The sequence below is a fragment of the Labilithrix luteola genome, assembly GCF_001263205.1.
Lineage (GTDB): Bacteria > Myxococcota_A > Polyangia > Polyangiales > Polyangiaceae > Labilithrix > Labilithrix luteola.
The window spans coordinates 3,074,622-3,094,655 of sequence record NZ_CP012333.1 but is presented as its reverse complement, the minus strand read 5'-3'; the positions used below and the strand labels follow the sequence as shown (position 1 = coordinate 3,094,655).

The 20,034-nt window shown below is 67.1% G+C and carries 19 protein-coding genes; 11 read left to right on the top strand and 8 right to left on the bottom strand.

What is annotated here, in order from left to right; translation table 11 throughout:
- The first annotated feature begins 121 nt into the window (after positions 1–121).
- The 6 genes from AKJ09_RS14025 (at position 122) to AKJ09_RS14000 (ending at position 5,534) form a co-directional block, all read left to right on the top strand.
- Positions 122–1,528: a DUF2330 domain-containing protein gene (locus AKJ09_RS14025; protein ID WP_146647709.1), complete on the top strand. Its 1,407-nt coding sequence runs from the start codon at positions 122–124 to the stop codon at positions 1,526–1,528.
- Positions 1,529–1,594: 66 nt separating this feature from the next.
- Positions 1,595–3,016, top strand: a complete 1,422-nt coding sequence (locus tag AKJ09_RS14020) for a DUF2330 domain-containing protein (protein ID WP_146647708.1) — start codon at positions 1,595–1,597, stop codon at positions 3,014–3,016.
- Between the two features lie 39 nt (positions 3,017–3,055).
- Entirely contained in the window at positions 3,056–3,580 is a 525-nt protein-coding gene (locus tag AKJ09_RS14015) for a hypothetical protein (RefSeq protein WP_146647707.1), read from the top strand.
- Between the two features lie 34 nt (positions 3,581–3,614).
- Positions 3,615–4,238 (top strand): Holliday junction branch migration protein RuvA, encoded by a 624-nt coding sequence (ruvA, locus tag AKJ09_RS14010; protein ID WP_146647706.1) that lies wholly within the window; start codon positions 3,615–3,617, stop codon positions 4,236–4,238.
- Positions 4,239–4,336: 98 nt separating this feature from the next.
- Entirely contained in the window at positions 4,337–5,128 is a 792-nt protein-coding gene (locus tag AKJ09_RS14005; RefSeq protein WP_146647705.1) for a hypothetical protein, read from the top strand.
- Between the two features lie 10 nt (positions 5,129–5,138).
- A complete protein-coding gene (locus AKJ09_RS14000; RefSeq protein WP_146647704.1) occupies positions 5,139–5,534 on the top strand; it encodes a PEP-utilizing enzyme in 396 nt (131 codons plus the stop codon).
- Positions 5,535–5,536: 2 nt separating this feature from the next.
- On the opposite strand, the gene AKJ09_RS13995 is transcribed toward AKJ09_RS14000, so the two are convergent.
- Entirely contained in the window at positions 5,537–6,976 is a 1,440-nt protein-coding gene (locus AKJ09_RS13995) for a GGDEF domain-containing response regulator (RefSeq protein ID WP_169927527.1), read from the bottom strand.
- 108 nt (positions 6,977–7,084) lie between these two features.
- Between AKJ09_RS13995 and AKJ09_RS13990 the strand changes: the two genes are divergently transcribed.
- Entirely contained in the window at positions 7,085–7,948 is an 864-nt protein-coding gene (locus AKJ09_RS13990) for a 3-hydroxyacyl-CoA dehydrogenase family protein (protein WP_146655526.1), read from the top strand.
- Positions 7,949–8,098: 150 nt separating this feature from the next.
- Here AKJ09_RS13990 and AKJ09_RS13985 read toward each other — a convergent pair whose 3' ends face one another.
- Together AKJ09_RS13985 and AKJ09_RS13980 are read right to left on the bottom strand one after the other, a co-directional pair.
- Positions 8,099–9,526, bottom strand: a complete 1,428-nt coding sequence (locus AKJ09_RS13985; protein WP_146647702.1) for a hypothetical protein — start codon at positions 9,524–9,526, stop codon at positions 8,099–8,101.
- 226 nt (positions 9,527–9,752) lie between these two features.
- A complete protein-coding gene (locus tag AKJ09_RS13980; RefSeq protein ID WP_146647701.1) occupies positions 9,753–10,340 on the bottom strand; it encodes a hypothetical protein in 588 nt (195 codons plus the stop codon).
- A gap of 306 nt (positions 10,341–10,646) precedes the next feature.
- On the opposite strand from AKJ09_RS13980, the gene AKJ09_RS13975 reads away from it, so the two are divergent.
- Positions 10,647–10,826, top strand: coding sequence for a hypothetical protein (locus AKJ09_RS13975; RefSeq protein WP_146647700.1), 180 nt, complete (start codon positions 10,647–10,649; stop codon positions 10,824–10,826).
- 126 nt (positions 10,827–10,952) lie between these two features.
- A complete protein-coding gene (locus AKJ09_RS13970; protein ID WP_146647699.1) occupies positions 10,953–14,093 on the top strand; it encodes an ATP-binding protein in 3,141 nt (1,046 codons plus the stop codon).
- Positions 14,094–14,097: 4 nt separating this feature from the next.
- On the opposite strand, the gene AKJ09_RS13965 is transcribed toward AKJ09_RS13970, so the two are convergent.
- The 5 genes from AKJ09_RS13965 to AKJ09_RS54815 all read right to left on the bottom strand — a co-directional run bounded on the left by AKJ09_RS13965 (position 14,098) and on the right by AKJ09_RS54815 (position 17,896).
- Entirely contained in the window at positions 14,098–14,379 is a 282-nt protein-coding gene (locus AKJ09_RS13965) for a hypothetical protein (RefSeq protein WP_146647698.1), read from the bottom strand.
- Positions 14,380–14,484: 105 nt separating this feature from the next.
- The gene (locus AKJ09_RS13960) at positions 14,485–15,111 is read right to left on the bottom strand and encodes a Kazal-type serine protease inhibitor family protein (RefSeq protein ID WP_146647697.1); all 627 of its coding nucleotides are present in this window, start codon (positions 15,109–15,111) and stop codon (positions 14,485–14,487) included.
- The gene (locus AKJ09_RS13955) at positions 15,108–16,226 is read right to left on the bottom strand and encodes a hypothetical protein (protein ID WP_205633704.1); all 1,119 of its coding nucleotides are present in this window, start codon (positions 16,224–16,226) and stop codon (positions 15,108–15,110) included. Before AKJ09_RS13955 ends, AKJ09_RS13960 begins: the two co-directional genes overlap by 4 nt.
- A 64-nt stretch (positions 16,227–16,290) precedes the next feature.
- Positions 16,291–17,235, bottom strand: a complete 945-nt coding sequence (locus AKJ09_RS13950) for a tetratricopeptide repeat protein (protein WP_240488945.1) — start codon at positions 17,233–17,235, stop codon at positions 16,291–16,293.
- A complete protein-coding gene (locus tag AKJ09_RS54815; RefSeq protein WP_146647695.1) occupies positions 17,117–17,896 on the bottom strand; it encodes an RNA polymerase sigma factor in 780 nt (259 codons plus the stop codon). Before AKJ09_RS54815 ends, AKJ09_RS13950 begins: the two co-directional genes overlap by 119 nt.
- 231 nt (positions 17,897–18,127) lie before the next feature.
- Between AKJ09_RS54815 and AKJ09_RS13940 the strand changes: the two genes are divergently transcribed.
- Positions 18,128–18,592 carry a hypothetical protein gene (locus AKJ09_RS13940; RefSeq protein WP_146647694.1) on the top strand — a complete coding sequence of 155 codons (465 nt, stop codon included), beginning with the start codon at positions 18,128–18,130 and terminating at the stop codon, positions 18,590–18,592.
- A 189-nt stretch (positions 18,593–18,781) separates the two neighbouring features.
- On the top strand, positions 18,782–19,975 hold the full coding sequence (locus AKJ09_RS13935) for a hypothetical protein (RefSeq protein WP_146647693.1): 1,194 nt from the start codon (positions 18,782–18,784) through the stop codon (positions 19,973–19,975).
- The last annotated feature ends 59 nt before the right edge of the window (positions 19,976–20,034 follow it).

The window sequence follows — 20,034 nt, the reverse complement described above, 5'->3', positions numbered from 1 at the left end:
GTGTCGTAGAGCCGCTCTCGGGCGCGCCGACATTGTTCCGAATTTCTACAGTTCGGCCGTGGTACGGCCAGTGCTAGCGCTCGTAAGCGGGCTCTCCTGAAGGGCCGCGAGGGAGAGCGTGATGCGAAAGATTCTCTGGACCGCCCTGGTTCTCGGCACCGTTGCGACGACGACCATCGCCCTCCCGCGCGATGCGCAGGCATGCGGTGGGTGCTTTGCGCCCCCCGAGACGCCGACGGTGGTGACGGACCACCGGATGATCCTTTCGATCTCGAAGGATCAATCGACGCTCTACGATCAGATCAAGTACTCGGGAGCGCCGGAGTCGTTCGCTTGGGTGCTCCCGATCTCGGGCACGGTCACCGTGGGCCTGAGTTCGGATGCCGTCTTTCAGGCACTCGACGGTCTCACGCAGACGACGGTGCTGCCGCCTCCGCTCAACTGCCCGACGCGTCCGAACAACTGCAACGCGTCGTTCGGCAGCAGTGACTCCGCGGGGACGGCGCCGAATGCGGGCGTGACGGTGAACAGCCGCCAGGTGGTTGGTCCGTATGACACCGTGCAGCTGAGCGCGACGGATCCTGCGGCGCTGGCAAACTGGCTTTCGCAGAATGGCTTCAGCGTTCCGGCGGGCATCCAGCCGGTCATCGACACGTACGTCGGCGAGCACTTCGACTTCCTCGCGCTGAAGCTCTTGCCGGGCAAAGGCGTGCAGGACATGCGCCCTGTCCGTGTGACCACGCCGGGGGCGAGCACGGTGCTGCCGCTTCGCATGGTCGCTGCAGGTACGGGCTCGACGGTGGGCATCTCGCTGTGGGTCGTCGGTGAAGGTCGCTACGAGCCGCAGAACTTCCCGACGTTCATGGTCGAGGCGAGCGAGCTCTCCTGGGACTGGACGCAGAACAAGAGCAACTACGTCGACATTCGCGCGCAGAAGACGACGGCCGGCGCCGGGCGCGCGTGGGAGATCGAGAACTCGACCAACGTTCTCCCGCAGAACATCCAGAACGCGGTGATCAACGGTTACTACTACAACGGCTCGGGGCCCTACCCGCAGACCGAGGAAGACCGCGCGCAGCTGTCGTATCTGCCGATCACGGATGCCAACGGCGCGGTGGTGAAGACGGCCGTTCAGGTTCGCCAGGAAGATCTCGATACGCTCTTCCACGGCATTCCGTCGGCAGCGACGCGGGTGACGCGTCTTCGCGCGGACGTAGCGCATGCTGCGCTCGACGCGGATCTGGTGATGTCGGCATCGCAGAAGCAGGACGTTCTGCCGACGACGCGCCAGGTGACCAAGGAGCTCAATCAGCCGACCTGCCCGGTCTACAACGGCTGCGATCAAGTCGGCACGGCTCCGCGCGACGAGGCGAACTTCCGATCGACGACTACGACCGGCGGTACCACGGCGTGCTCGACGACGCCGCCCAAGCAGGAATCACGCAACGCGTGGGCCGGTGTGGGCCTTGGCCTGCTCGCCACCGTGATCGGCAAGGTCGTTCGCAAGCGTCGCGCGGTGCGTCAGTAACTTTTCGAGGCGAGCGGCTGGACGTCCTCTCGATGGGTAGGGGACAATTCCGAGTGGGAGAGTGACATGCGAAAGCTTGCTTTGGCGGCCTTGGCCTTCACGGCCGTTGCGACGACGACGTTGGCCATGCCTCGCGATGCCGAGGCGTGCGGTGGATGTTTTGCGCCGCCGGAGACGCCGACGGTCGTAACGGACCACCGGATGATCCTCTCGATCTCGAAGGATCAGTCGACGCTCTACGATCAGATCAAGTACTCGGGGGCGCCGGAGTCGTTCGCGTGGGTGCTTCCGATCTCGGGCACGGTCACCGTGGGCCTGAGTTCGGATGCCGTCTTCCAGACGCTCGACGGTTACACACAAACGCAGGTCCTTCCTCCGCCGCGAAACTGCCCGTCCCCGCCTAACTCGTGCAGCCGCGGTGGTGCAACGAACGCGTCCGGGGCGGCGTTCGACGAGTCGGGCGGCGGCGTGACGGTGAACAGCCGCCAGGTGGTTGGTCCGTATGACACCGTGCAGTTGAGCGCGACGGATCCGGCGGCGCTGGCAAACTGGCTTTCGCAGAATGGCTTCAGCGTACCGGCCGGCATCCAGCCGGTGATCGATACGTACGTCGGCGAGCACTTCGACTTCCTCGCGCTGAAGCTCTTGCCGGGCAAAGGCGTGCAGGACATGCGACCGGTGCGCGTGACCACGCCCGGCGCGAATGCGGTTCTTCCGCTGCGCATGGTGGCTGCGGGTACGGGCTCGACGGTGGGCATCTCGCTGTGGGTCGTCGGTGAAGGTCGCTACGAGCCGCAGAACTTCCCGACGTTCATGGTCGAGGCGAGCGAGCTCTCCTGGGACTGGACGCAGAACAAGAGCAACTACGTCGATATTCGCGCGCAGAAGACGACGGCTGGCGCAGGCCGCGCGTGGGAGATCGAGAACTCGACCAACGTTCTCCCGCAGACCATCCAGAGCGCGGTGATCAACGGCTACTCCTACAACGGTTCGGGGCCTTATCCGCAGACCGAGGAAGACCGCGCGCAGCAGTCCTACCTGCCAATCACGGACGCCAATGGCGCCGTCGTGAAGACGGCCGTTCAAGTCCGTCAGGAAGATCTCGATACGCTCTTCCACGGCATTCCGTCGGCGGCGACGCGCGTGACGCGTCTTCGCGCGGACGTAGCGCATGCTGCGCTCGATGCAGACCTGGTGATGTCGGCGTCGCAGAAGCAGGACGTTCTGGCGACGACGCGCCAGGTGACCAAAGAGCTCAATCAGCCGATCTGCCCGGTCTACAACGGCTGCGATCAGGTCGGCACGGCTCCGCGCGACGAGGCGAACTTCCGATCGACGACCACCACCGGGGGCACCACCGCGTGCTCCACCTCGATCCCGACCACGGGTTCCTCGAATGCCTGGCTCGGCGTCGGCCTCGGCGCGTTCGCGGTCGCGCTCGGCAAGGTCGTTCGTGCACGGGCTCGCAGGGCGCCGCCGCGTTCCTAGAGCTCGGGCGCATCAGCTCTACGTGCTATTCGGTTGAAGATGCCGTCGTTTCTCGCAGGGGTTCGCAGACTCGGCGTGTTCGCAGGCGCGGCGCTCGTCGTCACGGGCGCCGTCGCAAGCGCTGCGTGTTCGAGCGATCCGACTAGCAACATCGGTCTCTGCTCCGACTACACGCCTCCGGCGACGTTCGACGCGACGACCCCGGCGGTCTCGTTCTCGAAGGACGTGATGCCCATTTTCAAGCAGTCGTGCGCGTTCTCGACGTGCCACGGCTCCAACGTGGGGGACGCGAACGGCGTCTATCTCGGTGACGACGCGCCCCGGGTGCATGCTGCCGTCCTGGGCGTGGTGGCCAGCGAGCTTCCGTCGATGGCCTTTGTCGTCGCCGGCGATCCTCGCGCCAGTTACCTCATGCGCAAGATGGATGGCAGCCAGTGCGCGCTCGACGCCCAGTGCCAAGGCGGCTCCTGCCAGATGTCGATGCCTCGCGGCGAAGACCCTCTCCCCCTCGAAACGCGGGACGTCGTTCGCCGCTGGATCGCGCAGGGCGCAAAGAACGACTAGAGCCCGCGGGCTTCGCCCTGTAAGTTGCGAGCGCATGATTGGGCGCCTCACCGGTAGGGTGACGCAGGAAGACGACGGCACGATCGTCGTGGACGTCAACGGCGTGGGCTACGAGGTCATCGTTCCCCTCGGAACGATCGGCCGCGCCAAGGCCGACCCCGAAGGGCGCGTGACCCTCTTCATCCACACGCACGTCCGCGAAGACGTGTTTTCGCTCTTCGGGTTCGCGAGCGACGGCGACCGACTCGCATTCCGCACGCTGATCGGCGTGAGTAGCGTCGGACCGAAGACCGCCATTGCCGTGCTCTCCGCGCTCCCGGCGCCCGATCTCGGTCAGGCCATCGCGCGCAAGGAGCTCGGCAAGCTCACGAGCATCAGCGGCATCGGCAAGAAGACGGCCGAACGTCTCCTCCTCGAGCTCAAAGACAAGCTGCCGATCCTCGAAGCCGCCGGGCCACGCGGGACCGCTACCGCGGGCGCTGCGGCGGCCGCACCGGCGAGCACCAGCAGCGCGAGCGATCTGCTGGCAAGGGCCCTCATCAACATGGGCTATCGCCAGGCCGAGGCCGATCGTGCGATCGAACAGCTTGGCGGCAAGGTCTTCGAGCTCGGGCTTCCGGACCTGCTCAAGGAAGCGCTCGCAGTCCTCTCGAAATAGGCTGAAATCCCGCGTCCAGCGGGAATCCCGGCACCCCATGAGCCCCCGGTGACGACAGGGGCCTTTTCGCGCTAGAACCCTGCCGGGGCACGCAAGGTATGAGCAGCAAGAAGAAGAAGAACGCCGCGAAGCGTCACGATCGTCGTTTCATCGCGCAAAGCGGCAACAGCCCGTGGATTCCGCGCGTCGCGGGAGGTCTCGGCGCCGCCGCGCTCGGTGCGTCGGCCTGGGCGTACGCCTACGGGCAGTCCTTCGAGGCCGACGAGAAGCTGAAGGTCATCCCGCAGTACCTTCTGGCGGGCGGCGCAGTGCTCACCGGCATTGCCATCTGGTTCGGCACGAGCAGCGAAGCACCCGTTCGTGTCGGCGATCCGGGCATCGGCATCGAGCGCGGTGAGGTTCGACGCATACCCTGGTGGGGCGTCGAGTCGATCACGTTCGAGCCCGGCAATCTCGCGCTCGCGGTCGTCGGTCGCGACGAAGCTGGCATCGACTGGTCCTTCAAGGTGCCGGTCAAATCGCATCCCGACGCGGTCGGCTGGATCGTTTCGGAGGCCACGGCTCGTATTCCGAAGCGTGTCGACATCTCGGACGACCTTCGCGAGAAGCTCCCCGCCGCGGCGCCCCACGCGGGACTCGCGGTCGATCTCGAGCCGCTCCAAATCGTCGGGCGCAAGTGCGCCGCCACCGGCAAGACGATCTCCTACGAACCCGATGGTCGCATTTGCACGCGTTGCGAGCGCGTCTACCTGAAGACCGCCGTGCCGAAGAAGTGCAAGTGCGGAGCGTCGCTCGCGCACCTCCGTGGCGAGGACGAGGCCAGCGGCGCGGACGAGACCGGTGATTCGGAGGCCGACGACGAGAAGGCCGCCGAGGCCGCGTCGAGCTGAGGAACGCACGATGGAAGGAAAGCAGCTTCTGGCACGAGGAATGGGCGCGAGCCCTGGCCAGGCGACTGGCGCGATCGTCTTTCGCTCGGAAGACGCGATCGCCCTCGCCGCCACGGGCAAGCCCGTCATTCTCGTTCGTATCGAGACCACCTCCGAGGACGTTCCGGGCATGCAGGTCGCCGCGGGCATCATCACCACGCGCGGTGGTCTCACTGGCGACGGCGCCATCGTGGCGCGTAGCCTCGGCAAGCCGTGCATCGCATGGTGCGGGCCCATTCGCGTCGACTATGCGAGTGACTCGCTGACGATCTGGCGTGACTCCACGGCCGAGCAAGCGGACGTCGTGCTGAAGAAGGGCGACGTCATCACCATCGACGGCGGTCGCGGCGAAATCTGGGGCGTCTGACCCTAGGCAGTTTCGACGCGGTTACGACCGCGGTGCTTCGCCGAGTACATCGCCTTGTCGGCGCGCTGGAGAAGCTCGTCGAGCTGCCACGACTCGTTCTCCGCGCTCGCGAGTCCGACCGACGCGGTTGCACGATGAATCTCGCCCGACGGTAGCGGGTATTTCGCCTCGGCAATGGCTCGGCGCACGCGCTCGGCCGCGATGCGGGCGCCCGCCTCCGCCGTTTGCGTGAGGGCCACGACGAACTCCTCACCGCCCCAGCGCGCGACGAAATCGGTCTTGCGCGCCATGCCGGCGAGCACCCGCGCAACGCCCTGCAAGACGGCGTCGCCGGCGTCGTGGCCGAGCGTGTCGTTGACCTTCTTGAAGTGGTCGACGTCGAGGAGCAGCACGCTGATCGGAAAGAGCTGCCGCTCGCTCGCGGCGCGCGCTTTGTCGAGGCGCTCGATGAAGGCGCGGCGATTCAAGAGGCCGGTGAGCGTGTCGGTGGAGGCCAGGCGTCGGGCTTCGGCCACGAGCGCGGTCATGCGGAGCGGACCACCGAGCTCGCTCGCGAGCAGCGACATGAGGCGCCGGTCGTCGTGGGAGGCGCCGCGCCGGCTCGGAGCGAGTGCGATCTGACCCATGTTCACGCTGCCGAATCGAACGGGAAGGACGATGGGGGGCGTCGACCACTCGGCCTGGGCCGCGCGCTTGTCGGCGATGATGAAGGCGTCGCCTTCTTCCGGCTTGCGGCGCTCCGGCGGGAAGGGAACTTCGAGCGCGTCGCGTGCTTCGCGCTCTGCGATCTCGCGCTGCTCCTGATGCGTGTGAATGAAGAGGCGGACCTTGTTCTTGACCCGCGGCGCGGACACGGCGTCCGTGGCGAGCGCGATCCAGCGATAGCCGGTGACGTCGGAGGTGAGCGCGACGAGATCCGAGAAGAGGAGTTCGAGCTCTTCGGCGCTCTGCGAGAGGGCGCGCACTTCGCCGGCGAGCGTGGACTCGAAGAGCGAGGCGTCGAGCAGCTGCGAGAGTCGCTCCTGGATGTTTCCGCGGGTCGGGAGCTGCGGATGCGAAGCCGGCGGCGGCTTGGTCATCGATGACGACGTCACGTCGCCGAGGACGTTGATGAGCCGATCGATCTCGGTCTTCGTCACGTACGCGGTCGCTCCCGCGTGGCGTGCCCAGAAGCGTGAGCGCCGATCGTCCGATGCCGTCAGCAGCACCACCGGCACGTTCGCCGTCGCGGGCTCCGCACGGAGAAGCCGGCAAAGCTGCAGTCCGGAAATGCCCGGCATCCAAAGATCGGTGACGACGGCATCCGGCGGCTGGGCCAGAGCCATTTCGGCGGCTTCCGAGGCGTCTGCGACCTCCTCGATGACGTGCCCCTTATCGCGGAGCCGAACACCGAGGAGCGCACGCGCGCTCGCGCTGTCGTCGACCAAGAGAATCCGCGCCACTTCGACTTCGACTATGCTCGCGCGCCCTGCTGTAGAAAGCAAAAAGGAGCTGTAGCCATGAGCGCCGATCCGAAGAAAAATCCGCCTACAGGCACCGCGACCGTGTCCCTGACGGTGACCGTCATTGGCACGGGAACGATGGGTCAGGGGATTGCCCAGGTCGTCGCCACCAGTGGCCATACGACCCGCGTGTTCGATGCTGTAGACGGCCGGGCGATCAAAGCCGTTAAGGGGATTGCCGAGCAGCTCGAAAAACTCGTTGCCAAGGGCAAGATCACCCACGATCTGCGGGCGGCGACGCTCAACCGGCTGTCGGCCGGAACATCGGCGCGTGACGCGTGTGCAGGTGCCGATGTCGTCATCGAGGCGGTACCGGAGGACATGAAGCTGAAACTCGAGGTCCTGCAGCCGGTCCTCGAAGTCCTCGCCCCCAAGGCTCTCGTCGCCACCAACACCTCCTCGCTGTCCATTACCGAGCTCGGCGCCCGCCTCGGCGTGCCGGACCGGACCGTGGGCCTCCACTTCTTCAACCCGCCTCCGGTCATGGAGCTCGTCGAAGTCGTTCGCGGTCTCTCCACCAGCGAGGAAACCATCTCGCGGTCGCTCGATTTCGTACGCGGCCTGGGCAAAACGCCCATCGTCGTTCGCGACGTCCCCGGCTTTGCCACGAGCCGTCTCGGCGTCATCCTCGGCGCCGAGGCGATGCGCATGCTCGAAATGGGCGTCGCAAGCGCGACCGACATCGACCGCGGTATGGAGCTTGGCTACCGCCACCCCATGGGGCCGCTCAAGCTGACCGACCTCGTGGGTCTCGACGTCCGCCTCGCCATCCTCGAACACCTCCAGCGGGAGATCGGCGAGCAGTTCCGCCCGCCCGCCATCCTCCGCGCCATGGTTCGCGCCGGAAAACTGGGGAAGAAGAGCGGCGAGGGCTTCTACAAGTGGGTCGACGGAGTGCCCGTCCCCAACTAGCGCCTTAGCGCGGTGGCTCGAGCGCACACTTTTCCGCGGCGAGCCACGTGAAGACGTTCACCGAGAGCTGGTTGATCTCGGGAATCGTTCACACGACGCAGGGGCGTGCTTTCGTGAGCACGCCCCTGCGAAGGATGGTTTCGTCGAACCTCAGTCCATGCCGTCGCAGGCCGGCTTCGGGTTGGGGCATGCTCCCACGACGACGCGCGGCAAAGTCTGCACGCAGCCGGTGATGGCCTGGAAGTCGTTCGTCGGGCGGAAGTCGACGAGCGCTCCGTCGAAGCCCTCGGTCACGGCGTGTCCGTCGACTTCCTTGAAGACCGAGTTGGTGATGAACGCGCTGCCGGGCTGAGCCGTGAAGATGACCGCGCCGTTGTGCGTGCCGATGTTGCTGCAGCTGTTGAGGATGCAGCTGCAGTCGAAGCCCGCGTACTCGATGCGAACGTGGTCGAGCTTGTTCTTGTCGGAGGGAATGCCGCCGAACCACAGGCCTCGCCAGTCGCCCGCCTTGGGCGACGCGGAGGCCGAGGTGAAGACGATCGGCTTCTCCGCCGTGCCGAGCGCGCGGATGGCCCCGGTGGAGGGCTTGTCGCCGGAGCCCTGGACCTTGAGGGCCGTCTCGGCCTCGAACCTCATGACGACACCTGGTTCGATTGTGAGCGTAGCGGTAGGTGCGCCGTCTTTGGGGCCGACGACGAAGTAGTCGAGCGTGGTCTTGCCCATGTGGTACGGCACGCCGCGTTCGTGAAGCGTGGCATCGAGGGCGAGGCCATTGGCATCGCTCGCGCCGACCGCACGAAGGAGGATCTCGTCGATCTTGTTGCCGGTGTACTTGCCGACGGGCAGGCGATCGATCGAATGCTCTTCGATCTGGATCGGGTAGGGGCTCTCGCCGGCGCCCGAGCCGGTGATGGTGAGATCGGTCGAGCCCTCGATGAAGTTCGAGCCGCGCTGCATCCAGATGCCGGTGCCGAGCGAATTCTTGATCGTGACGTGGTCGACGAAGAGAAGCGGATCGGCCGGAAGCTCGCCGTCGCCGAGGATGTTCAACGTGGCGTTGTCTTCGAAGTCACCGCCGCCGCCACCGTCGAACGTGACGTACTTGAAGCGCGCCGTGCCGGGGGCCACGACATGAATGCTGGCCCAGCGCTCGCCGTCGCGCCCGCCGAACTTGATCGGCTTCGTGGCCGTGCCTTCGGCGATGAGCGTGCCGCCGATGTTGGGCGTGCCGGGGTACGCGACGTGAATGTGTTTGCCCTTCGCCACGAGAACCTCGGCGCACGGCTCGATGGTGAGCTTGGCGCCGTTGCGCACGTTCACGTCGTACTCGACGATGTGCGGGCTGCCCGCGGTGGTCCAGACCTGCTCGCCTTCGACGTCGTCCTTGTGCATCGTCGGGCCGCCGGTCGGCGCGGGGCAGTCGATCGCGGGCGCGCTCGCGTCTGCCTCGGTGCTCGGGAAGTTGCCGCCGCCGTCGGGTGCGGGGTTGGGCGTGACTTCGGTCGATTCTTCGCAGGCCGTCGACGCAAAGGCTGCCGCGAGGATGATGGCGCCGAACGAAGCAAACACTCTATTCACGGACGAATCCTTTCGATCGAGAGGGAGGAACGCTCCCTCCGCAAGACGCAGATGGCTGGACGCTCATCGACGTCGTCCATTGTTCGACCGGCAGGATGACCCGAGGATGACTGTGAGCCTCGAATGGGAAAATACGGGGCGCGGGGCGGTCGCGTTGCGTTTCGCGACGGGTCGCCCGAATGGATGACGGGGCGCCGCGGAGAGGCCCGACGCCCGACGCCCGCGTTCAACGGCTGTACTTGACGGTCACGTGCAATTCGTCGCCGTGAATCGCGTGCCACGCGGTGACGTTCTTCACGCGCGTCAGCTCGGTGGCGTAACGACAAATCTCCGTGACGGCGAAGCGGCCGAGGACGGTCGTCGTGTACGGATGATCCTTCAGCACGAACAATTGAGTTTGGTCGTCGAGCTTCTTCGGGGTTAGGACGCCGTGCGTGTGATCGTGCCTCCACAAGTCGGCGGCTTGCGCGGCCACCTGGTCGGGACTGGCGAGCTGTAGAAGGAGCTTCCGCACCGTTCCGAAGCCGGCGTCCATCATGCGGTCGATGAACTTCGTGAAGACTGCACGATCCCCCTTCGCAGGGCCGGTCATCACCGCGTCATACCAGGCCATCACGTAGCGCTCGGGCTGCCACTCGCCGACGACCACGACGTTGTCGACCGTCGCGGCGCGCACTTCCTCGGGCATGATTTGCCCGATCTCCGCGAGGCCCGGTTCGCCCCAGAGCTGGATGGCCGCCTTGCGGAAGCCGACGAAGATTGTCCGGCGGGCACGCGGTTCGGCCGCCCTCAGCTTGTCGCTACTACTACCCATTCCGCCCGCCCCTACGTCGCGTTGCTCACCACCTGGCAGCGGCAGCTTCGCGACTGCTGAACGTTACCATGCCCTTCGAGGGTGAAAGAGCAGCCGCACTTCGGGGGCGTTTCTGCAGCGCACTCTCGGTGGCGCCTCCGACCAAATGGTTGGCTGGCGACATCGACGTCAGCGCCGCCCGCTGCGTCGCCGTTCAGGTGCGTGCGCACGTGCGCGCGTCAGGCGGGCAGTTCGACGATGAACGTCGCGCCTTCGCCGGGCGCGCTCTCGACACGGATCGAGCTAGCCCACGATGAGCCGGCTGGCGTGCAACGCGATCGCGCACGAGGCTCGCCGCAAATCAAGAAGACGCTTCATGGACGCTGGCGGGAGCTCACCGAGCTTCCCACGCAGACGAGACACGATCAGACGGCCGCCGCCAAGCTCTCAGGCATCGACCGCACCCACCTATGGCGGCTCGTGCAAACGTACGGTACCGGGCGCTGACGTCACCCCGCTGGATGACGTCTAGCGGGTGAGTCGCGGCCGGGGTCGCGCTAGACTCCGCCCGTTTTGGTCGCCGTCCCTCCACTCGCCGATACGATCAGACTCGCCTTGCTCGGAGGAGCGAGCGTGACGGGGGCCGAGCACGTCGCGCGTCTCGAACGGAAGACGGCGGCGATGCTGGCCCTCCTGGTGGTCGACGGCGAGACGGCCCGTTCGCGTGTCGCGGGCCTTTTGTGGCCCGAGTCGAAGGAGCGAACGGCTCGCAACAATCTCGCTCAGGCCATTCGGCGCCTCCACCGCGCTGTGGGAGCGCCGCTCGTCTTGGGAGACGAGGTGCTCTCGCTTCGTTCAGCCTCGAGCGACGTGGCCGATCTCCTGCTCGAGGCGCACGAGGGGCCGCGCTCGGACGCTCCTCGCGAGCATCGCGATCTCCTCGCCGGATACGACTTCGACGACTGCTCGGACTTCGATGGGTGGCTGCGCACCGCGCGCGCCACCCTGCTTCGCTCGTGGTCTCGCACGGCCACGGGGGCGAGCGAGCGGTTCGAGCGTGAAGGCTCTTTCGACGACGCCTTGGGTTGGGCGGAGGCGGTGGTCACGGCCGATCCCGTTTCGGAGCAGGCGCACCTGCGTGTCGTGCGCCTCTGGCTCGCGCGGGGTGATGCACCCGCGGCGATGCGAGCGTACGAGCGATGCAAGAAGACGCTCGCACGCGAGCTCGGGATGAACCCGAGCGAAGCGATGCTCGAGGCGCTGAAGGCCATTCGCGCCGGCCGGCCGACGGCCGCTCCGCACCGCAAGATCGCCCAAGACGTGCCAGCGCTCGTCTTGCATCCTCGGCGCATCGGCCGCGGGAAGGAGTGGAGCAAGCTCGAACGAGCCTTCGAGGCGGGACGAGGTGTCGTCGTCTCCGGTGAGCCTGGGGTCGGAAAATCACGGCTCCTTCGCGATTTCTGCACCAGCAAAGGGAGCCTGCTCGTGTTCGAAGGGCGCCCCGGTGATTCCGGCATCGCCTACGGCACGCTCGCACGCGCCCTGCGCGCGCTCGTTCGCACGAAGAAGTTCGCCCCCTCGTCGTTGCCAGCATGGGCCTCGGGCGAGCTCGCGCGCGTTCTGCCGGAGCTCGCAGGGACGGAGGGCATCACCGCGAGCCCCGACACCGACAAGCTCCGGCTCTTCGAAGCCGTGAAAGAGGCGCTTCTCGCGGCGTCCGTCCGTTCGCTCCTGGTCGACGATCTGCAGTGGGTCGACCGTGCCAGCAGCGAGCTCGCCTCGTCTCTGCTTCATCGCTCGTGGTACGGCGAGCTCCCCATTTTTGCCGTGGTTGCGCATCGGGAAGGCGAGCTACGAGCGGAGCCCCAGGCGTATATCGAGCGTGCCGTCGAGTCGGACGCGGTGACGCGCATCGTGCTCGCTCCTCTCGACGAGAGCGAGACGCGTGCGCTCCTGGCGTCTCTCGAGCTCCCCGTCATCGAAGGGCGTTCCGACGCCATCGCCGAGGCGTCGCGTGGCTATCCGCTCTACGTGCTCGAGATCGTGCGAGCCATCGTCGAAGAGGCGAGCTCCGGCGAGAGCGCTGCGTCGTCCGTGCCGGTGACGGATCGCATGAAGGCCCTCTTCCGACGCAGGCTCGATCGACTCTCGGAGGGAGCCGTTCGCCTCGCGCGTGTCGCGTCCCTCGCGGGTACGGAGCTTGACGTTGCGCTTGCCGCGCACGTGCTCGGCAGCTCGCCCATGGACCTGTCTGACGCGTGGAGCGAACTCGAGCGCGCGCAGGTGTTGGAGGCGAACCGCTTCACGCACGACGTGCTCGCGGAGGCCGTGCGCGAATCGATTCCAGCGGTGGTCCGAACGCACGTCCACGCCCTCGTGGCCGAGCACCTCGCGCGTACGAATGGCGATGCCGCGCGCATCGCCGATCACTTCATGCACGGCGGTCGCCCGCGCGAGGCCGTGCCGTTCTTGTTTCGGGCGGCAGAGACGGCGCGCGGTCTTTCCTGCATCGCCGACACGCTGCGTTTCTTCGATCGTGCGGTCGAAATTCTCGAAGAGGCAGGCGACTGGAGCGGTGCCTCGCGGGCTCTCTACGAACGCGCGCGCAGTACGCTCGGCGCGGAAAACGAGCTCATTGCGGCACGCATGGAGCGCGCGGCGAAGACGCCGGGCGATCGCTCTCGAGCGGTCCTGGTGCGTTCGACCGTCGAGCTCGAACGAGGCGATCGCGAAGCCGCCGAGGCGTCGGCGATCCTGTCATCGGAGCTCGCCCTCGAGAGCAACGAGGTCATGGTTCGTGCGTATGCCTTGCAGGTCCTCTTCGAAGCGCGCCTGCGTGCGGGCAAGCTCGATGATGCCGAACGAACCATCGACGTCATCGACGAAGTCACGCGCTCGATGGAAGATCGCTGGGGATACGTGGGCGCTCTCTACGATCGCGGCGAGGTTGCCACGCACCGCGGGCAGTACCGCACGGCGGTGGGGTTCTACGAGGAGGCGATTCGCGAGCTCGATCGCTGGGGCCGCATTCGTGTCACGCGGGCGCGCGGTTTTGCGGCCATCGTCTTCGCGAAGCTCGCCCTCGGCGACGTCGAAGGTGCGGAGCTCGCGCACGCGAACGTCGATGCCGACGCGATGGACGCCGGCGCCATCCACACCCGGTCGGCGCACCGGCTCGCGTCGGCACGTCTCGCCGTCGCGAAGCGTTCGTTCGGCGCGGCGGCGGGGTTGCTCGATCCCTTCGTGGAAGGAGCACCGGCTCGGCTTCTCAGCGAGGTCAAGCTCCTCCGAGCGGAGATCGCCTGGCAGGGCGGCTCGGTCGACGCGGCCGAACGCGATCTCGCCGCTCTCGCGCGCGACGCGCACGTGGATGCGTGGGTTCGCGTCGCGGCGCACGTCATGCGTGCGTGGATCGGCGCTTCGCGCTCGAAGGAGCCATCCGCGGCCTGCGTACGTTTCGTCGAAGAGCATGGCGGCGAGCCGAAGCGCGCCGAGCTTCAATGCATTCGCGCCCTCACGGTCGAACCGGCGAAGGCCAAGCCTCTCCTCGCGGCGGCCGAATCGGCCGCGGAGAAGCTCGACCTCGAGCCCCTGAGCGTCCTCGTTCGTGCGGTTCGGGCCGACCTGGCCTTGCGCGAAGGACGCCCCGACGACGCGCGAGCCCTGGCCTCACAAGCCTCCGCCGACGTCCAGCGTGGCGTGCTGAGTGGGCCCGCGGCCGAGGTCGTCCGACGCGTTCTCGCGCAGACGTCGAGGTCCGCTCGAGCTCAGTGATCGCTCAGTGATCGCGCCCCTTGTCGTCCGGGCGTGGTCCGGGCGGCGGCCCGTTCGGGCGGCAAAACAGCCGCTGATCGCTCGGATGAGCCGTGCAAGTTCCCTCGATCGTGCGCTCTCGAAACTGCACACTGCAAGCATCACCGCTGCTCTTCGATTCACATGCCGTGTAGGCCTCGGCGGGCAGAGGCGGCGGCCCGTCGGCTGAGGCGACTGCCACGAACGAGACTGCGAACGAGGCCACGGCGGCGGCCGCAGCGGATCGAGACCAAAGCGAATTCGGCATGGGGAAAGACCTCCGTTTCGAAGTCACCTTGGTGCGGCCCCTTGAAGGACCTGCGACGTGTTCGTTTCGTTTTGTCGTGCTCGAGGTTGCGTGGCGCGCGCGAGCTCAAGGGCACACCGAAACACGTCGTCGGTGAGGCGCGTCGCTCCGAATCGCATTGCAGGTGTCGACGCACTGACGCCGGCCCGCGTCGTGATCGGCGGGCACGCACGAATCCCAGCGATCGCTGCGTGTGGGGGGCGGACAGGTCGGGGGCAACGACCAGCATCGTCCGGGAAGCGATGGGCCACACGGCATGTCGGGCACCGAGCCGACGAATCGCGCGCACGAGCCGCCGTTTGGACAATCGTTCGCGCCGAAGCACACGCGTGCATTGTCCTCGCACTCGCCCGGGTTCATTTTCGGAACCCCGGCCGCGGCGCGAAGACAATCGTTGAAGTACGTGATGCCGTCGCACCCGCACACGGGCATCTCCTCGTCGGGGCAGACGGTCGGAAACGGTCGACAAAAGCCCGCTGGCGCGGAGCAGGAGGGCTTCTCGCAAAAGGCGTCGCTCGGGCAATCCGAGCTCGAAATGCACCGTCGCGGGCGAACGTGCACGTTGTCGTCACCGCCATCGACGGCGGGAATCGCGGCGAGCACGACCGGATCTTCCGTGCATGATGCAATCATGGCTGGTGCTGCCCCGAGCGGCAGAGCGATCGTGAACACGACCCGCACGGCGTGTTTCACGAACGGCCACCTTGCTTGGGCTCGTCCGGTGCGGCGAACGCGGCTGGTCCGAGCGCCGTGAAGGCGAAGCCAAGGACAATCGCCGGTCGCACGCGCCAAGGCGAAAGGACCTCGGTCCGCGTACCGGCGTTGTCGACGATGTACGCCCGCGTCGACAGATCGACGTCGATGCCCGCCGACGCGAGGAGCACCACGCCGGGCACGATTCCGATACGAGCCGTGAGCATGCTCGTCAGCAGGGGATCGATCCGCGACGTGTCTTGCCCGAGCGCCGACGCGGGAAGCACGGTCGAGGTCGGCTGGACCGAGAGCACGTCGAAGCCGCCGCCAGCCGAGAGGTCGATGGCGACCTGCGAGAAGCCGACTAGCTGGAGCGACGGAAGTGCACGGATGGACACGAACGACGTGCGGGAAGAGACGAAGGCCGCGTCGTTGTCGAACGGCAGCGCGTAGGCTCCGATCAGCGTGAGCGCAGGGCGAACGCCAGCCCTCGATGCCAGCGTCACGCCGGCCCCAACGCGTGGAACGATGCCCGATCCACGCGCGATCGGTCCGAATCCGCCGAACGTCGCCACGTCGAGCGCCATGGTGGAGCGCGACGCAGGCTTTTCGACGACGACGTCTTTCAGCGCCTCCGGTGGTGCTTGCTCGAGCGGCATCGTCGCGGGAGTAGGAGCGGGAGCGGGCGCAGGTGAAGGCGATTCGGGGGCGGCAGGCGCGGGCGCAGGCTCGGCCGCGGGCGCTTCGGCGTCGAGCAGCTGGGCTTCGACGGCCGACTGTACGGCATGCGCGATCGCCTCGCGCGTGATCGACGACGAGCCCTCCTTCGGCACGGTGCGCTGCATGACGACGTGACCATCGCGGGCGTCGATGACCTCCACCCGCGCGCCGCCCACGGAGGTCATCGCGACCGACACGCGCGCGAGGACGGTCGAGCGATCGAGGGCAGGGCCGTGCGTGACGACGAGTTGAAGGCGGCCGAGGAGCTCGCGAATCGTCGCGTCGAGGACGGCCACGTCGTCTTGGCCGCCTGTCACGTTCAGCTCGACCACGTGGCGCGAGACGCGCGAGCTGCGAGACGGCTCGTCGGCGCGTGCGAGAGGCGATGCCGACACCACGAGGATGCTTGCGAGAACGCCGCAAGCCTTGCTCCTCCACGTCACCTTCGACCTCGTCGCGTCAACGGAGCGTCGTCTCCGTTCCGATCTGCGTGCGCGCATGATCGGCGTAAGGTGTGCTCGGGAACGCCGTGAGGAGGCGACTCCACGCGCGCCGTGCCTCGTCGATACGCCCGAGGCGCTCGAGGGCCGTGGCCCGGCCGACCATCACGGCCTCGTCGAGCTCACCCTGACCGTGTGCGTCGTAAGCATCGAAGCTCGCGAGTGCCGCGCCGAGGTTACCGCGATCGAGCTCGAGTCGACCCGCGGTTGCATACGAGACGTGTGCCTCTCGACTCGACGGGTAACGTGCTTGGAGCTCGCTGCAAAGGGCGAGAGCGCGGGCGTAATCACCGCGACGGCGCGCTTCGTTGGCCTCGTCGAAGTAGGTGCTTGCCGTCCGAACGGCCACCGACTTCGGCGGCGTCACCGCAGGCGTCGGAACGGGCGACGTCGGAACGGGCGACGCGACGTCTTCCGCCGGCTCCGCTGCCTCGACGACGGTCACCGAGCTCGCCGTGGTGGCGTGAACGAGCCGTGGGCTCGGTGCGGGCGTGCTCGGCGTTGCCTCGGGCGAACGCGGCGTGACTTCGACCGTAGGCACGTCGAGGCCCACGGCGCGACGTAGCGCACCGCCGAGCGACTCGTCGGCGGCCGCTGCCGAAACTGCGAGCACGGCAGCTGCCGCGAGCAGCATCCACGTGCGACGTCGCGGGCCAGGTCGCGTCGCCGGCGCTTCCTCGGTCGCACGCGTCGCACGCGTCGCACGCGTCGCCGAGCCTTGCAGCGCGAGCGCGACGAGCTCCTGCGCCGTGTGCCGTCCGATGACGAGATCGCCGTCGGTTTCTTCACGGAAGTCTGCGCGCAGCTGGCGTTCGAACGCGCACGTCGTGCAGCCCTCGACGTGGGCATCGAGGCGCGCGCGCTCGGTTTCGGTGAGTGCGCCGTTGGCCTCCTTGTCGAGCAAGTCCTCGGGGTGCAGGTCGACGACCCTCATGACACCCCAGTGCGTCGAGCAGCGACGCGTCGGCTTCGATGCGATGCTTGAGACGTTCTTTGGCGAGGCGCACACGGCTTCGCACGGTGTTGAGCGGCACGCCCGTTTGCTTGGCGACCTCTTCGAGCGAGCAACCGAACACCACGCGAAGAGCGAGCGTCTCGGCTTGCTCGGTCGGGAGCTCGGCGAGCAGATCGCGAAGGAGATCTTTTCGCTGTCGCGCCGCCGCTTGCTCGCCCGGGGTCGGATGCGATTCGGCGATGCGGTCCGTCTCGGCTTCGTCGTCACGCTTCGAGGCCTGCGCGCGCGACCGCTTCCGCACGGCGATGGCGGCGCGCACGGCGATCACGCGGGCGTAGCCGAGCGGGTCGCAATCCCCTCGGAACGCCGGAAGAGCCTGAACCAGACCGATGAGTGCCTGCTGCACGGCGTCATCCAGATCGGGGTGGGACGCCCCGAGGACGGCCCGGACGATGGCCACGAGGCGAGGCGCGAGCGCACGAAGCAGCTTCCCTGTTGCATTGCCGTCACCTGCGGCCGCAGCAAGCGCCAACTCGAGCAGCGGTGTGCTCGGAGGTTCGGGCGACGACACCAGTTCGATGTCGCCGCCGTCGGCGCGCGCGTTGCCCATGGCTCCCTCGATAGTGGCGGCCCTTCGAACCGACCGATCATGGTTTCCCAAAATGGGTAGGGCTATGTGGGTAAAGGTTCCGCTCGCGGATGGTCATCGCTCGCAACCGGCGTCCTGCGAGTCGCGTTACAGCGCAACTCACTTGCGCTGATTGAATGTCAAACGGAGTTCGCGACAGACCTGCGAAATCCTCGGTCCACGCAAGTGGTCGCCGCAGTAGCCTGCGGCGCGATGATTCGTTCGCGCCTCCGTCCGTTCGCGGTTTCGTTCTCGCTCCTCGTCGCAGCCTGCGGTGACGAAACACCCAAGCCGGTGACGCCCGCCGATGTGTCGAGCACGGCCGATGCTGGCGCTGCGCCGTCGTCCGAATCCGTCGCCACGCCCAACGCGAAGCCCGATGGTGGCGCCGCGACCTATCGTCTCGTCGTCAGCTTCATCAGCCTCGGCGCAGGTGTCGATTCGAAGGCAAAAGATCAGGTCAACGAGGTCATCAATAAGTGGCGCATCGCGAAGAGTGTCGATTTGAAGACCGAGCGCGTCCGCTGGGGCAAGGAAGGTGAGTCGGACGTTTGCAGCGGTCTGGATGAGCTATCCGATGCGGATCGTTCGAAATTCATTGGCGAGGTGCGTGCGGCCGTAGGGAAGAACGACCGCGTCGTCATCACCGAGAATGCTTCGTGTCACGAGACGCGATGACGAGCGCAGTCACGGGCCAGTGAAGGGCGTCACGAGGGGTCACGGGAGGAGGCGTGACGGACCTACAAGTCACCAAATCGAATCGTCGCAATGCGTGAGCTCGCTGCGTCACAGCTCGACTTTGAAAAATCAAACAAGCGGTGACGATTTCGTGATCAAAAAGTCTGGCGAACGCGCATTAAAAGGCGGATGGCTGAATCAAACGATCGCTCGTCCGCGAAACGCAACGAGGACAGCGGGCTCATCGATCTCGATGCGCTGATGCGCCAGGCGGACCCGAGTCCGCCCGCCGAATCGGCGACGCCTGCAGCTTCGTCAGCGCCTGCGGCGCGCACGACTCCTTCGCTTACCGAGACCCCCGCACCCGTCTCGAGCAAGGCGGTTCCGGCAGCGGCCGTTTCTACTCCGGCATCGTCGAAGAAGGCGAGCGAGGAGAAGAGCGAGAAGAGCCGCACGCCCGAGCCCGTCGCGAGCTCGAAGGCCGTCGCCGCGGCCGCTGCGCCCGCCGCCGCGGCAAGCGTCGCGCGCAACAGCAGCCGTCGCGCCGACGACTCGCTCGACGGTGTCGCGTCGCCTTCCGTTCCGCCGTCGTCGCAGCTCCCTGCGTCCGCGAGTGCGAAGGCTGCGGAGCCCGCCGCGGCCAAGGCCGAGGCGGCTGCCGCGTCGACGAGCACGCAGGAGCGTAAGCGCAGCAAGGTCGTTCCGCTTCTCGCGGCTGCAGCCCTCCTCGGTTTGGTCGGCTTCACGGCTTCGCGTTTCCTCAACTCGAAGGCCCCCGAACCCACGGCGGCTCCGTTGCCCACCGCAGTACGCACCAATGAGGTCGCACATGCGGCTCCGACTCCCTCAGAGCAGCCCGCCGAAACCGCTGCGGTCGACACCAAAGAGCCTGCTCCCGCCGAAAGCGCTTCTGCAGCTCCCGCCGAGCGTCCGCGTACGGGTGGTGGCAAGCATGCCGCTGGGCCGGCCGCTCCTGCGGCTTCTGTCGATCCGTCGCTGACGCTGAAGGAGATCCAGACGGCTCCGAGCGAGCAGGGCGACCTCGCGGCCGCCATGCGCGGCGCGGCCGACGGCGGTTACGCCAGCGGCAGCGGCCTCGCGGATGAGCCCGCCAAGAACGCCAACGCGCGCCAGCTGCGTCCGTCGCCGGGCTCGGTCATCGGTGCGATCAATGCCGTTCTGCCCTCGGCGCGCGCGTGCCTCGCGCCCGACGATCCGATCCGCAAGGGATCGATCGTCTTCTCGTCGGACGGCTCGGTGCAGAAGGTCGACATGCGCGGCCAGAAGGCGGAAGACGAGTGCGTTCGTACCGCGCTTTCGAAGGCGCGCGTTCAGCCGTTCGTCGACGACTCGTTCACGACGCCCGTGACCGTTCGTCCCTGATCCAGCCAAGCTGACGAAGAAAGCCCCGGTGGCGATGTCCTAGACATCTCGCCCCTCGG

Excerpts from the sequence above, each read along its gene's own strand:
- ruvA (WP_146647706.1), top strand. The coding sequence starts at position 3,615 with ATGATTGGGCGCCTCACCGGTAGGGTGACGCAGGAAGACGACGGCACG.
- AKJ09_RS14025 (WP_146647709.1), top strand. The coding sequence starts at position 122 with ATGCGAAAGATTCTCTGGACCGCCCTGGTTCTCGGCACCGTTGCGACG.
- AKJ09_RS13935 (WP_146647693.1), top strand. The coding sequence starts at position 18,782 with ATGGCTGAATCAAACGATCGCTCGTCCGCGAAACGCAACGAGGACAGC.
- AKJ09_RS14020 (WP_146647708.1), top strand. The coding sequence starts at position 1,595 with ATGCGAAAGCTTGCTTTGGCGGCCTTGGCCTTCACGGCCGTTGCGACG.
- AKJ09_RS13980 (WP_146647701.1), bottom strand. The coding sequence starts at position 10,340 with ATGGGTAGTAGTAGCGACAAGCTGAGGGCGGCCGAACCGCGTGCCCGC.
- AKJ09_RS54815 (WP_146647695.1), bottom strand. The coding sequence starts at position 17,896 with ATGGGCAACGCGCGCGCCGACGGCGGCGACATCGAACTGGTGTCGTCG.
- AKJ09_RS13965 (WP_146647698.1), bottom strand. The coding sequence starts at position 14,379 with ATGCCGAATTCGCTTTGGTCTCGATCCGCTGCGGCCGCCGCCGTGGCC.
- AKJ09_RS14015 (WP_146647707.1), top strand. The coding sequence starts at position 3,056 with ATGCCGTCGTTTCTCGCAGGGGTTCGCAGACTCGGCGTGTTCGCAGGC.
- AKJ09_RS14005 (WP_146647705.1), top strand. The coding sequence starts at position 4,337 with ATGAGCAGCAAGAAGAAGAAGAACGCCGCGAAGCGTCACGATCGTCGT.
- AKJ09_RS14000 (WP_146647704.1), top strand. The coding sequence starts at position 5,139 with ATGGAAGGAAAGCAGCTTCTGGCACGAGGAATGGGCGCGAGCCCTGGC.
- AKJ09_RS13940 (WP_146647694.1), top strand. The coding sequence starts at position 18,128 with ATGATTCGTTCGCGCCTCCGTCCGTTCGCGGTTTCGTTCTCGCTCCTC.